Below are 14,926 nucleotides of genomic sequence, written 5' to 3'. Positions count from 1 at the left end.
ATAATGACAATAATACCGCCAAGCGCTGTCGTTGTTGCACAGTTGCCGATTAGAAGATGTCATGGGGGAAATGATGGCAAGAGTATTAATAGTTGATGACTCTCCTACCGAAACACACAAACTCACCACGATTCTGGAAAAGAACGGCCACGCAGTAATTACTGCACCTAATGGTGAAAATGGTGTGGATGTGGCGCGTACGCAGCGCCCGGATTTAATTCTGATGGATATTGTGATGCCGGGTCTAAACGGCTTCCAAGCCACTCGCCAGTTGAGCAAGGACGGTAGCACAGCTGGAATTCCAATCATTATCGTTACCACCAAGGATCAGGACACGGATCGTGTCTGGGGGATGCGTCAGGGTGCGAAGGCCTACCTGACCAAGCCTGTGGATGAAGGCAAATTGTTGAGTGCCATTGAGGAGGTGTTGGCCTGACGGTCAGCTGCTCAAAGTGCAGTCACAAACACCTTATTTAGCTCTTGTTGATATCGCACGGCGCGCAAAGGCGCAGGCCACAGGCCTGCCTGGGCGCCGGGAAATCAAACCCTATTGGACCGGAATCGGTTTTTCTCTTCTAGACCATAACTTTGTCGCCTCTATGGATGACGTTGTGGAATTGCTCGAAGTGCCACCGTATACCTTTATTCCTGGAGTGGAACCCTGGGTAAAAGGTGTTTCCAATGTACGTGGCCGCCTGTTACCCCTGATTGATCTCGCTGCCTTTTATGGTGGCAACCTCACCGGGCCACGTCAGCAGCGTCGTGTTTTGGTGTTGGAGCGAGATAAAACCTATGTGGGACTGATTGTCGACAGGTTGCACGGAATGCAGCACCTGGCATTTGAATATGCCCGGGAAGCTCCAACAGATTTGATTGAGCCATTTGCGCCGATGGTGCATGGCCAGTTTATTTTGCAGAAGGACCGATGGCTGGTGTTCGACATGCGGGCTTTGATTAGTGATTCCCGCTTTATGGATGCCGCTGTCCATTAAAAATCCAATCTGATTATTTCCAGCATTTCGTATCGAGATGCTGGGGATGACCCGCAAGCGGTGCAGGGATGTCCGCACTGGCTGAGGGCCATTGTCGTTAAAGCGTTAAAAGTAAAAAGTGGTATTTAACCGGCCTCATGCTAGGGCCCGCTAGGAGTAAACTATGAAAACAGGCTCCCAGAGTTCCTTTTCCGCGTTGCGCAGTAACCCTGCCGCGCTGGGTTTGGGTCTGCTGGTACTCGCCGTACTGGCGGGACTGATTGTCAGTATCTATTTGGTGCAGACCCGCAGCGATCGCGATAAAGAATACCTGCAACAAGTCGCGGAACTGCGTGCACTTTCCTATCAGGTGGTTTCCTACGCACCTGCGGCTACTTCCGGTGATGATGCTGCATTTGCGGAACTGGAAAAGGTCTCTGGACAGATGGCCAGTGCCTGGAACCAGTTACAGGGTATGGATAAAGGGAGCCGAAAAGCTCTCGATGCTGAACTGGCTACCTATGGTACCGTTTGGCGCAAACTGCGCGAGCAGGTAGATACCATTATCGGTAACAAGGAAACCATTATCTTCCTAAACGATGTAGCTACCACGCTTAGTGCCTCGCTGCCTGAACTGCAGGCAGAGCACAACAATATTGTGGAGATACTGCTCGCCAACAATGCCCCGGCGAATCAGGTGGAACAGGCACAGTTGCAGGTATGGCGTGCGGAGCGTATCGGTCGGAATATCGACAAAATGCTGCAGGGCGGTGACGATGCGGAGTCGGCCGCTGATCAGTTCAATACTGATGCCAGCCTGTTCGGTAAAGTGGTGGATGGCATGAAGAGCGGTGATGTGGTGATGGGCATCTCCCGCGTTACCGATGAAGAAGCGCGTCGCTCTCTGGATGAAATTACTGAGCTGTTTGAATTCGTAAGTTCCTCTGTACGCGAGATATTTGAGGCGACTCCAGCCCTGTTTGCAACACGCCAGGCCTCTGACGGCATTATCGCTTCTTCGCCGCAGCTGCTCGAAGCCCTGAGTACCCTGAATGACCGCATCGTAAACCTGGCGGACGAACGCCAGCCAAACAATATGACCATCACCATTCTGGCAGCGGCATTCGTGCTTCTGATCTTTGCGATGATGGGAATGGCGTTCTCCGGTACCCGCCGCAGCCTGATACAGGAATCCGATACCAACGAACGTAACCAGCAGGCCATTATGCAGCTGCTGGATGAGCTGGCAGACCTCGCCGATGGTGACCTGACTACCTCCGCGACAGTAACAGAAGCTTTCACCGGTGCGATTGCCGACTCCATCAACTTTACAATCGACCAGCTGCGCGTTCTGGTGTCCCGAATCAACGGAGCTGCACAGGAAGTATCCGGTCTGTCCCAGGAAACCCAGCAGACCGCGCTGCATCTAGCCGAAGCCTCTGAACACCAGGCACAGGAAATTGCCGGAGCCTCTGCGGCGGTGAATGAAATGGCGGTGACCATTGACCAGGTATCTGCAAACGCCTCTGAATCTGCCCAGGTAGCCGAGCGCTCGGTACATATCGCGAGTAACGGTGCCAAGGTGGTACAGAACACCATTAAAGGCATGGATAACATCCGCGAGCAGATTCAGGACACCTCCAAGCGAATCAAGCGTCTGGGTGAATCATCCCAGGAGATTGGCGATATCGTAAGCCTGATTAACGACATTGCTGACCAGACTAACATCCTGGCCTTGAATGCAGCCATCCAGGCGAGTATGGCTGGTGATGCTGGTCGGGGCTTCGCGGTGGTTGCGGACGAGGTTCAGCGACTCGCGGAACGTTCCGCCGCCGCTACCAAGCAGATTGAAGGCCTGGTTAAAGCCATTCAGTCTGATACCAACGAAGCGGTAATTTCCATGGAACAGACCACCACTGAGGTGGTACGTGGAGCCCGCTTGGCTCAGGATGCCGGTGTTGCCCTGGAAGAGATCGAAAGCGTATCCAGTAACTTGGCATCCTTGATCCAGAACATCTCCAACGCTGCCCGCCAGCAGGCCTCTTCTGCAGGTCATATTTCCAACACGATGAACGTGATTCAGGAAATTACTTCGCAGACTTCTGCTGGTACCCAGGCTACTGCCCAGTCCATTGGTAACCTGGCACAAACCGCCAGTGCCTTGCGTGAATCTGTTGCCGGCTTCAAGCTGCCACAAGACGAGAGCATTGAGACGAACAGTGAACTGTACGATGTGGAACTGCCGGAGATGGACGCGGAGACTTTCACTATCGATAGCGAGGAATCCGATTCCTTGTCCCGTGAAGATCGGGCTCTGGCCTAACCCACTTATAAAACCCGGTAGCCAATTGGTGACCGGGCACATAGGGGCGCACGGAGTACCCTCCAGATAATCGCGGATTCAGGTTCGCATCGGGGTATAGCGCCTGTGTAGAGAATGAATTATTGGGGGCTCGGCGTGAGTCACGACAATCCGAACTTCATGGCCCTGGATTGGCTGATTGGTGAAATCAACGAGACCCTGGCGCAGGCGCGCCAGTTCCTCGAGACATTTGCCACGGATCCAGAAGCGGGTGCAACACTGCTGCAGAATAGTTTGTCCCTGGTTCACCAGGTACACGGCAGCCTGCATATGGCTCAACTCAGTGGCGCAGCGATGCTCGCCGAAGAGATGGAACAACTGGTACAGGCCCTTGCCAGTGGCAGTGTTGAAAACACCGACGAAACGCGCGAATTCCTTATGCGCGCTTTGTTGGAGTTGCCGCTCTACCTTGAGAAGGTCTCTTTTCAGCGTCGTGATAACGCAGTCCTGCTGTTACCCTTACTCAATGACCTGCGTGCGGTCCGCCGTGAGCGCCTGATCACCGAGGGTGCGCTCTTCTCTCCAGACCTATCCTCCCTGGATCGTATAAGTGGCAAGCGCCAACCACTGACTGCTGATAGTGCACGTTTGCAGGAGCTTGTAACGAAGCTGCGCAAAATGTATCACGTAGCAGCTGCCGGCCTGATTCGGGATGTGAACAGTGGTGAGAGTCTGGCGTACCTGAATAAAATCATTGAGAAAATGCAGCTGCTTTATAGCGGCAGTCGGCGCCAATCTCAGTGGGAGATTTTACTGGGGCTCCTGGAGGCGCTCGGCGAGCACCGCATCAATGTCCAGCCGGCCCTTCGTCATCTGTTGCGTCGTGTAGATGTGGAATTCCGTTTATTGCAGGGGCGCGGTGCCAAGGTGTTGGATGCCCGCCTTGATGCGGATTTCCTGCGAAACCTTCTTTTTTATGTATACCTGGCGGGCCCAAATGGCCCGCGCTGTCAGGATTTATACCAGCGTTTTGCCTTGGATAAAGCGGTTCCGGGGACACCACGACCGGATACAGAGGACGTGCTGGCCATGGGCCCTGAGGCTCTGGGTACTGCGATCGCTGCACTGCGGGAAGAGTTGCAATTGGTTCGCGAGGCGCTGGAACCGAGCGGCGCCAGTGAGCAACCACCGTTAAGTGATACCGCTGCAGTTGCCAAGCGGATCGCAGATACCCTTGGCGTACTTGGCTTGGAGGCGCAGCGCGGCCGCGCCCGCGGCATCTATGAATATCTGCGTGATGCCTCCCGCGGCACCGATGTCGAGGAATACCTACTGCGTGCTGCCGGTGAGCTGGTACAGCTTGATTCGGCCCTTGCTGCCACTGTTGACCGCAATAAGCAGGTCGATGATGAACAGCCGATAATGGGAGATGCCACCGACTCAGTTTTGCGCGAGGCGCGCCTGGGCCTTGAGGCCGTGAAAGAGGCGGTAATGGAGTATGTCGCCAGCCATTGGGATATCAGCTATTTAAGCCGGGTACCGCAACGTCTGCAGGAAGTTTGTGGTGGTCTGGAAATGGTAGGCTACCAGCGTGCTGGTGAAATTATTGCCTGTTGTAACCATTACATTAATAAATCCCTAATCGAGCAAGCTGAACAGCCTGAATGGCGCATGCTCGATACCCTGGCTGATGCGATAACCAGTGTCGAGTACTATCTGGAGCGCCGCTCAGAGGGGCTGGAAGATACTGAAATGCTGTTGGCGCTGGCTGAGGATAGCGTGGCCAACTTGGGCTTTGCCCTCGAAAGTCCTCAGATTGAGGCTTCGGAAGTAATTGCTCCCCAGGACGAAGCACCGCAGGCCACTGTGGAGAGTCAGGAGGGGGATGATGGCTTTAATCTGCTTGACCCCGAATTTGCCATATCCGGGGAAACTGGAAGTGAGTTAACCGATCAGCATACTTTTGTGCCTGAATCGGTAGAATCGGAAGCAGTTAATGAGCTGCCGGGTGGCAGCGACACTGATGAAGAAGCAACATTACCATTAGAGAGTGTTGCCGGTGGAGACGATGTTACCAAAGCGGAATCCATTTCCGTTTCTGCTCCACGCGTTGCCAAAGAAGAGCTTTCCACTACGGCTGATCAGGACGATGACTGGCTCTCAAATAATGGGGTAAATGCACAGGCTGAAATAGCTACACAAGCGGTAGAGAATTCCGCTGTTGAGACTTCGGAAGTTGAGGTGCCCGTACCGGCAGGGGAGCAATCTAATGTTCAGCCCGTTGAGGGGCCGGCCCAAGAGTCTGCAGAACCCCAGGTATTTGTGGACGACAGCGAAAGCTTGATCGACGATGAGATCATTGAAATCTTCCTCGAAGAGGCCAGTGAAGTCCTTACCCATATAGGCAACTACTTCCCTGAGTGGGCGGCAAATTTTGCCAATACTGATGCTCTGGTGGAATTCCGACGTGGTTTCCACACCCTCAAAGGGTCCGGCCGTATGGTTGAGGCGCTGGACATCGGTGAGCTCGCCTGGTCAGTGGAGAATATGCTGAATCGGGTGATTGATGACAGCGTCACGCCTCAGCGGGCCCATGTACTCCTGATTGAGCAGGTCTTCCAAAAACTGCCCTCAATGGTTGAGGCTTTCCGCCTTGGCAAAGGGGACCCAGATCAGCCTCTTACCCTGCAATTGCAGGCTTGGGCTGAGCAGCTTAGTCAGGGGCAGATCCCTGAGGAGCTGTTGGCGTTAGATGTTGGTGAAGCCTCAACGAGCGATACTGTTGAAGATGATAACAGCGACGATCGCGCGCAGCTTTGGGAGATTTTCGCCCAGGAAGCTGAGACGCACCTCGCTGTTGTTGATGATTTCCTCATGGAAATGCGCGCAGTTGCCCCGGTATATGGAGTACCAAGCGATCCGCTCCATCGCGCGTTGCACACCCTCAAAGGCTCTGCCCACATGGCGGAAGTTAAGGTGGTTGCCGAGATGATGGCGCCGCTGGAGCGCTTTGCGAAAGAACTGCGCATTTATCAGGTGCCCATTGATGCGGATATCTTCGAGCTGATCGGTGATGGTGCCAGCTATGTTCGTCAGGTATTGGGGCAGATTCGCGCGGCCGAGCTCATTCAGGTAGAAAAGTCTGAGCAGTTTGTTGCTCGCGTAGCGGAATTGCAGGAGCGCTCTGTAGGCCATCTGATACGTGAGCGCGAGGCCAACGAACCGAAAGCGGTAGACCCACAGTTGCTTGCGGTGCTGATGGCCGATGGCATGCGGGTCCTGTTGGATGCCGACCAGATGCTCAACCAATGGCGAGCGAATCCCACGGATAAAACTCAAGTCAACGAAGTTGCTGAAGAGCTGGACGTCCTGCAAGAGGCTGCCAGTCGTGCGCAGTTGCCCATTCTGGCCGAACTAGCACAATTGCTATTAGCTGTTTATCGCAAGGTGCTGGCCGGCAAGCTTGAGGAGGAGCCTGCACTTTGGGCTTCTCTGGAACAAGGACACAATGAGCTGCTCGACCTTGTTGATGCCGTGGCTGCAGCCCAGGATCTGCCAGAAGTGAGTGAAGCCGTTGAAGAGGCGCTGCGCTATCTGGCGGAGGACGAGGCAACTGTCGAGGCTGCGGAGGAAGACTACGATCTGAGTGAATTGGGGATAGAGCCCCAAGAGCTGGACTCTGTCGCATCCGCAGAAGAGGAGTCAGAGCAGGTAGCTATCGCTGTAGAGATTGAAGCGGAGCAACCAGTACTCGAGCCGGATGATTATGAGTCGCGGCCAACAGCTGAAGTCATTGAGCCGGACAGTAATATTGAAGTGGCTGAGACCCAAGCAGAAGAGGCCCAGGAACCCACACTGGATGACCTGTATCAGGCACTCTCCGAGACTCCAGCTGATAGTCGTGCCGATAGAGCTATCACTGAGCACCCTGATCCGGAGCTTATCGATATCCCTCAGGAACTTACAATCGCGGAGGAACCTGTAACGGCGACCTCTTTGGTTGCTGAGCCAGCTGCTATCCACAGCGAAGACCGGGTTGCGGAACAACAGCGTCTGCTGGCTGACATTGATCCCGATGTGGTTGATGTCTTTATGGAGGAGGCCGGTGATCTTACCGACGAGCTGGAAGAGTTGATCCAGAGCTGGGAGGATGTGCCAGAAAGTCACGAACAAGCGGAAGCCTTGAAGCGGGTGTTGCATACCTTTAAAGGTGGTGCGCGTATGGCTGGCTTGATGGGGCTTGGTGAAGTTGCCCACCGTTTTGAAACTGTCATTGAGGGTATGCGTGATAATACGCGCCCCACGCCAGAATTTTTTGCCGATGCTCACCGTATCCATGATCGAATAGCTGACGGGGTTGAAACCATACGCGCCTGGATGGTGGGTGAGCAGCTGGAAGCTTTCGTTCAATTGCTCAGTACCGATTGGGCAGATCGACATGTTGCGTCAGCAGCTGCAGTGCAGGTTTCTGGCAGCGAAGCGCCTCTGCAGGAAATGCCCGTTGAAGCACCTCCAATCGAGGGAGAGGTAAACAACGCTGCCGAAGAGCCTATGCCGACAGTAGAGTTGCCGGGTCAGACCCCGGTCGACTCATCCGACATACCTTCCCTGCTGCCGGAGCCAGTGGAAAACCCGGAAGGCGGGAACGTATTGCCGTTTATTCGCAAGTCCAGCACTACCAATACAGAGGTTGCGACTCCTACTCGTAACCAACCCCAGGAAATGGTACGTGTTGCCGCTGAGCTTCTGGAAGAGCTGGTTAACCTTGCCGGTGAGACTGCTATTTCACGTGGTCGCCTCGAAGAGCAGATGAGTGAGTTCGGCCTGGCCTTGGACGAGATGGATGCAACTCTGTTGCGCCTCAATGAACAGCTGCGCCGTCTGGACCGGGAAACCGAAGCACAAATTCTCTTCCGCCAGGAGCAGTTGGCGGAACAAGATGGTGACTTTGACCCACTGGAAATGGACCGCTACTCATCTATTCAACAGCTGTCCCGCTCTCTATTGGAGTCTACCTCTGACTTGATGGAACTGCGCTCAACGCTTGATAACAAAGCGCGTGATACAGAGACTTTGTTGTTGCAACAGTCACGGGTGAATACCGAGCTGCAGGAAGGCCTGATGCGCAGCCGCATGGTGCCTTTCTCCCGTCTGGTACCGCGTTTGCGTCGTATTGTGCGTCAGGTGAGCGCCGAGCTTGGCAAGCAGGTTGAGCTCGTTTTCTCCAACGTGGAGGGTGAGCTGGATAGATCCATGCTCGAGCGTATGGTTGCGCCACTTGAACATATGTTACGCAACGCCGTGGACCACGGTATCGAGATGCCGGGAGAACGTCTTGCAGCTGGTAAAGCAGAGCGCGGTCGTATCGATGTAGCCCTGGCGCGAGAAGGTAGCGAAGTGGTTTTGACCATTCGCGATGATGGCGCCGGAGTTAACTTAATCAGGGTGCGGGAGAAGGCCGTCGAGAATGGCTTGATGCGCCCGGATGCTGAGCTGTCCAATAACGAGATACTGCAGTTTATCTTGCAGGCGGGGTTTACTACTGCAGAAAAGGTAACCCAGATTTCCGGTCGAGGTGTGGGTATGGACGTAGTTTCCGCCGAACTCAAGCAGATCGGTGGCAGTGTACATATCAACTCCGAAGCAGGTGCCGGAACTGAGTTTGTCGTGCGGTTGCCGTTTACGGTATCTGTTAACCGCGCCTTGATGGTAAAAATCGGTGAGGACTTATTCGCCCTACCGCTGAATACTATCGAGGGTATTGTGCGTCTCAGTCCTTTTGAGCTGGAGCATTACTACCGTTCCGAGGATGCGCGCTTTGAGTACGCCGGTGAACTTTATGAAGTGAACTACTTCGGTACCCTACTGAAGTCCGGTGCCCAACCCAAACTCAGTGTTGACGATATGCAGCTGCCAGTTTTGCTGGTGCGTTCAGAAGGGCACGCCATGGCTTTGCAGGTTGACGCTATCCGCGGCAGCCGGGAGATTGTGGTGAAGAGCCTGGGGCCACAATTTGCGGGGGTTCAGGGAGTTTCTGGAGCTACAGTAACCGGTGATGGCACCGTGGTTGTGATTCTCGATGCACATGCCCTGCTGCGCCGCCAGGCAACTCAGCTCGCCCGCCCGGAAATGCCACAGTTGCAGCTGCAGGCTGAGCCTAAGCCCGAACCGGAAGATCGCCAGCAAACAGTGATGGTGGTGGACGACTCCGTGACGGTACGTAAGGTAACCTCGCGTTTCCTTGAGCGCGAGGGTTATTTGGTAAGTACCGCCAAAGATGGCCAGGATGCGGTGATCCAGCTTCAAGACAAGATTCCCGATTTGATTCTGCTGGATATAGAAATGCCACGTATGGATGGTTTTGAGGTTGCGCGCCATATCCGCTCCAGCAGTCGCTTAAGGGATATCCCTATCGTGATGATTACCTCGCGTACCGGTAGCAAGCACCGGGATCATGCCATGTCGCTAGGGGTAAACCATTACCTGGGCAAACCATACCAGGAAGATGTTTTACTTGAGGCAATCCGTGAATACGCAGGTGCTTCAGCTGTTGGCAGCTGAAGCGGCCTCGAAGACTATAGACAAGAGATAGGCAATGAGTGAAGTTGAAGCACTGTCAGTAGATGTTCCGCAGGAAGTGAGCAGTTTGTTGTTGCCCCTGCAACAGGGACAGATGCTGGTGCCCGTAGAAAGCCTCTCTGAGGTCATTGCGATACAGACCCCTGTGGCTGTGTACGATGCCCCCGAGTGGTATCTCGGAGACTTAATCTGGCGTGAGCAGAGGTTGCCACTGCTGTCTTTTGATGTGATGCGCGGTGAATCTCTCAGTAGCACTTCTGAAAATGGACGTATTGCGGTGCTAAGCAGTGGTAACCCTGATGGCGACCTGCCGTATTTTGCGCTCATTCTGCAGGGTACTCCTCGACTGGTACGGGTGACTCCAGAAGAGCTGGCTCTGCGTGAGCATACATTGAATCCTGGTGAGTTGATGCACGTGGCACTTTCCGGTGAAGAAGCTGTGATCCCCGATCTACAGGGATTGGAGCGGGCCTGTCTTAAGTACTGTGAGATGGACTGAGGCTACTCCCAAATAGTGCGATATTTTTTAAAAAAGGGGCCATTAGGCCCCTTTTTATTTTTGTAATTGGCAAATGCCCCTTCATATTTGCCGAAGCAAATCTACTAGAATAGTTCCTCCGGCAGGGATTCTCTCGGTTGTTCCCGTCCGGGCATATCCCGATCTTCATCCGTATAGCGGTTGCGATAGGGGTTGTAGACCTCGCGACTGGGCACCCGATTGGTGCGGAAAATTTCGAACATGCCGCCATAGGAAGTACGCAGGCCGTTCTCCGGGTTGATGCGTACGGTCTCAATGTCGTCGGGCTGGGCCAAATGACGCTCCGGCAACCCCTCCAGCGCGGCCGTCATAAAGTCTATCCAGATAGGTAGAGCTGCAGAGCCACCGTATTCATTTTTGCCCAGTTCGCCATAGGAGTCGAAGCCGACCCAAGCGCTGGTGGCCAGGTAGGGGCTGTAGCCCGAGAACCAGGCATCGCGGGGTCCGTTGGTAGTTCCAGTTTTACCAGCGATATCCCCGCGTTTCATGGCGAGTGCACGGCGGCCGGTGCCTTTCTTGATCACATCCTTGAGGATGGAATCCATGATGTACGCTGTCTCTGGTGACATGGCACGCGGCGCCAGTGGCCTTGCCTGGGATTTTGTCGGGTCCATAGGGCCGACAGGAAGAACCTCTAGTTCTGGGGGCGTCTCGCCTTGATCTGGCCCTTCCCCTTCCTGTTGCAACACTGCCAGATCCACGGGTTCCCGATTAAAACCCTGGGGTTCGTTGCCGGGCTCTGGACAGTCGTTACAAACGGTGAGCGGTAAAGCTTGGTAGAGCATTTTGCCATTAACATCCAGCACTCGGTCCACCAGGTAGGGTTCCACCCGGTAACCGCCGTTGGCGAAGGCGGCATAGCCACGAACCATTTCCAATGGAGTCAGAGCCGAGCTGCCGAGCGCGATAGTCAGGTTGCGTGCCAGCTTGCTGCGCTCAAAGCCGAAGCCCTCCACAAAGCCCAAGGCATAGTCCAGTCCCAGAGCCTGCAGCAGGCGAATGGAGACCATATTGCGTGACTTGTAGAGTGCCATACGCAATCTGGTTGGGCCTAAGAATGTGCCGCCATCATTTTCGGGGCGCCATACATCTTGAAGGTTGGTTTCCTCAAAAATAATCGGGGCATCATTGATCATGCTGGCGGCAGTGTAGCCCCGCTCGATAGCCGATGCGTAGATAAAGGGTTTAAAGCTCGAACCCGGCTGACGTGCCGCCTGGGTTACCCGGTTGAAGTGACTTTGGCGGAAGTCATAACCGCCCACCAATGCGCGTATTGCGCCATCCTCAGGGGCGATGGAAACCAAGGCTCCCTGAGCGGCGGGTACCTGGGTCAGCTCCCACTCTTCGGTGACCTGGGGCTCCTGGGGATCGGGACCCTCTTCTTCAGGACTGGCGAAAGGATCGGGTTGAGGCACTTCTTCCGCCACGCTCACAGTTTGAACTGCAGCTTGGTCCTCATCAGTTTTATCAATTTCAATGCGGCGTAACCGAACGACGTCACCGGGGGCAAACATTTTGTCTGCGGACTGCAAAAGTGGTCCGCGAGCACTTTCGGAGATATAGGGGCGAATGGATTTAAGTCCATTCTCCCAGGGAACCTCTACAACCCGGCGATCCCGTAACTGAACCTGTAGGAGCTTGGGCTTTACTGCCGTTACTACCCCTGGCTCAAGCCCTCCCAGGACTGGTATTTCATTGAGAAGATCGATCAACTGGTCGCTATCGTGCAGCAGCTCAGGTGGTAGGCGTTGCTCGGGGCCACGATAGCCATGGCGTGAGTCATAGGTTTCCAGGCCATGCTGAAGGGCTTTGCGCGCTTCGTCCTGAAGGCGGCTATCGACAGTAGTGATGACTTGGTAGCCATCTGTATATGCGCTGTCACCAAATAGCTCCACAGCTTCCTTGCGTGCCATCTCGGCAATATAGGGGGCATCCAGGTCCAGGTCGCGGCTGTGGTAGCTGGCGGTCACAGGAGCGGTAATGGAGTGTTTGTATTCATCCTGGTCGATATAGTCGAGATCGAGCATGCGTTTCAAAATCCAATTACGCCGCACCAGGGCACGGGTCGGATTGGCAATTGGATTGAATGTGGAGGGCGCCTTGGGAAGGCCCGCCATCATGGCCCACTGGGCCAGGTTCAGGTCTTTGATATCGCGGCCGTAGTACACATGAGCGGCGGCCTGGAAGCCGTAGGCGCGGTTACCCAGGAAAATTTTGTTGATATATAAGGCGAGAATTTCATCTTTGCTGAGTTCGCGCTCAATCTGTAAAGATAGCAGAATCTCATTAAACTTACGTACGAAGCGCTGTTCCCGGCTCAGGAAGAAGTTGCGCGCCACCTGCATGGTCAGGGTACTACCGCCCGATTGAATTGAGCCGGTTCGAATTAGTTGTGAAGCCGCGCGGATCAAGCCTTTGATTGAAACACCATTGTGAGAGTAAAAACTCGCATCCTCGGCAGCTAAAACCGCTTTGATAAAAGGCTCTGGCGTCTGCTCAATGGTAATCGGGTTACGTCGTTTCTCCCCGAACTCCCCAATAAGCTTCATATCCTGTGAATAGACTCGCAGGGGAGTCTGCAGGCGAATGTCGCGCAGACTCTCAACGGAGGGCAGCCCGGGCTTTAAGTAAAGATAAATGCTGGCGAGAGTCATGGCTGCGCCGGCCGTCCCGGCGAGACAGAGCCAGAGCAGTGCTAGTAGACGATTTCGGGCTTTTACGGTCATGAAACTGCTTCTGTGTACTTCATTTGTAAGATTCGGTGAATAATTATACGAATATTGTGCGCTATTACCTATGCAAATGCTGGTTGAAGCGGTAATTTAAAGTGCTATAACATCAAACTTTCATAACCCACGGAAAAGATAAGAAAAATGGGGATTTTCCCTTTTCTGGATAAAGGCCCGAAGGCCATGCTGGGACTCGATATTAGCTCGACTGCAGTGAAGTTGCTGGAGCTAAGTCGCAATGGTGATAAATATCGTGTCGAAAGTTACGCCGTGGAACCTCTTCCACCCAATGCGGTGGTAGATAAGAACATCAATGATGTTGGAGCCACAGCCGAAGCTATTCGCAAGGTGGTGCGCCGGTCCAAGACTCGTCTGCGTCGTGCCGCAGTAGCCGTTTCCGGCTCGGCAGTAATCACAAAGACTCTCGAAATGCCCGCAGATCTCTCCGATGAAGATCTGGAGGCGCGTATAGCTCTCGAAGCTGATCAGTACATCCCCTACCCACTTGAAGAGGTGAGTCTGGATTTTGAGGTGCAGGGGCCATCTGAAAAGGGTGAGGATCAGGTGGAAGTTCTGCTCGCGGCTTGTCGCAGTGAAAATATTGAACAGCGAATTTCTGCTCTCAGCGAAGCGGAGTTGGAAGCGGGTGTTGTCGATGTGGAGGCTTATGCCATCGAGCGAACTTATACCCTGTTGGAAGATCAATTTCCGCCTCAGGAGCAAATGGTTGTCGCTGTAGTGGACATTGGTGCCACCATGAGTGCTTTGTCAGTTCTTGTTGACGGCAAGACTGTTTACACACGTGAACAGCTTTTCGGTGGCCGCCAGCTTACTGATGAAATCCAGCGCCGTTATGGTCTGTCTGCCGAGGAAGCCTCATTGGCCAAGCACCAGGGAGGCAGCGGATTGCCGGATGATTATTACGCTGAGGTACTGGAACCTTTCCGCGATGCTGTCATTCAGCAGGTTACTCGCTCACTGCAATTCTTTTACTCCTCCACCTCATATAGTGATGTGGATTACATCCTGCTCAGCGGTGGCGTCGCAGCAATGGAGGGGTTATCCGAGTTAGTTGGTGAGAAATTGGGTAAACCCACACTAGTCGCTGATCCTTTCCATGGGATGAGCCTCTCCTCGCGAATAAATCGCCAGTCTCTGGCCAATGAGGCACCTGCGTTGATGATTGCCGCAGGGTTAGCGATGCGGGAGAAGGAGTACTGATATGGCCAAAATAAACCTGCTACCCTGGCGCCAGGAGTATCGAGCTAAGAAGCAAAAGGACTTTCAACAAGTAGCTTTGCTAGTGGTAATTGCTGCAGCGCTATTAGTGTTTGCATGGATAGAGACTGTGGACGAGCAAGTTTCAAACCAAAACGCGCGTAACCAGCTTCTTCAGGAGAAAATCAGTGCGCTAAATAAACAGGTGCGTGAAATTAAAGATTTGAAGAAACGGCGCCAGGAGCTAATTGACCGCATGCGGGTGATCCAGGAGCTGCAGGGGAATAGACCTCTAGCTGTGCGCTATTTTGATGAATTGGTCCAAGCGACCCCAGAGGGGCTCTGGTTAAATTCTCTCCAGCGGAAGGGAAATAGCCTGGAAATATCTGGAATCGCTGAATCCAATAACCGGGTTTCTTCTTTTATGCGAAACCTGGATCAGTCTGATTGGTATGACTCCCCAAATCTTACTGGCGTCACTGCGAGCCCAGCTTTTGGCGAGCAAGCCAGCGCTTTTCAATTGGCGGTAAATCTCAGTGGACGAAAAAAGAGAATGAACACGTCGATGAAGCAAATTAAAGGATCCTGA

At 53.8% G+C, this 14,926-nt stretch carries 8 protein-coding genes; 7 read left to right on the top strand and 1 reads right to left on the bottom strand.

From position 1 onward, the window contains the following. Positions 1-73 precede the first annotated feature (73 nt). From pilH to P3339_RS21895, 5 genes are all read left to right on the top strand, one after another. Positions 74-436 (top strand): twitching motility response regulator PilH, encoded by a 363-nt coding sequence (gene pilH, locus P3339_RS21915; RefSeq protein WP_026305112.1) that lies wholly within the window; start codon positions 74-76, stop codon positions 434-436. Between the two features lie 16 nt (positions 437-452). Further along, positions 453-992: a chemotaxis protein CheW gene (locus P3339_RS21910; RefSeq protein WP_020413649.1), complete on the top strand. Its 540-nt coding sequence runs from the start codon at positions 453-455 to the stop codon at positions 990-992. A gap of 163 nt (positions 993-1,155) precedes the next feature. Further along, positions 1,156-3,294 (top strand): methyl-accepting chemotaxis protein, encoded by a 2,139-nt coding sequence (locus P3339_RS21905; protein ID WP_020413648.1) that lies wholly within the window; start codon positions 1,156-1,158, stop codon positions 3,292-3,294. A 159-nt stretch (positions 3,295-3,453) separates the two neighbouring features. After that, the gene (locus tag P3339_RS21900; RefSeq protein WP_502867341.1) at positions 3,454-9,834 is read left to right on the top strand and encodes a hybrid sensor histidine kinase/response regulator; all 6,381 of its coding nucleotides are present in this window, start codon (positions 3,454-3,456) and stop codon (positions 9,832-9,834) included. A 34-nt stretch (positions 9,835-9,868) separates the two neighbouring features. Further along, positions 9,869-10,351, top strand: a complete 483-nt coding sequence (locus P3339_RS21895) for a chemotaxis protein CheW (RefSeq protein ID WP_020413646.1) — start codon at positions 9,869-9,871, stop codon at positions 10,349-10,351. Between the two features lie 104 nt (positions 10,352-10,455). On the opposite strand, the gene P3339_RS21890 is transcribed toward P3339_RS21895, so the two are convergent. Then, positions 10,456-13,116 carry a penicillin-binding protein 1A gene (locus tag P3339_RS21890; protein WP_282951892.1) on the bottom strand — a complete coding sequence of 887 codons (2,661 nt, stop codon included), beginning with the start codon at positions 13,114-13,116 and terminating at the stop codon, positions 10,456-10,458. Positions 13,117-13,263: 147 nt separating this feature from the next. Between P3339_RS21890 and P3339_RS21885 the strand changes: the two genes are divergently transcribed. Together P3339_RS21885 and P3339_RS21880 are read left to right on the top strand one after the other, a co-directional pair. Continuing rightward, positions 13,264-14,340 (top strand): pilus assembly protein PilM, encoded by a 1,077-nt coding sequence (locus P3339_RS21885; RefSeq protein ID WP_282951891.1) that lies wholly within the window; start codon positions 13,264-13,266, stop codon positions 14,338-14,340. A gap of 1 nt (position 14,341) precedes the next feature. Beyond that, entirely contained in the window at positions 14,342-14,926 is a 585-nt protein-coding gene (locus P3339_RS21880) for a PilN domain-containing protein (RefSeq protein WP_282951890.1), read from the top strand.

It is taken from the genome of Microbulbifer sp. MLAF003, assembly GCF_030012965.1.
Classification (GTDB): Bacteria; Pseudomonadota; Gammaproteobacteria; order Pseudomonadales; family Cellvibrionaceae; genus Microbulbifer; species Microbulbifer variabilis.
This window is presented reverse-complemented; position numbering and strand designations above follow the sequence as displayed.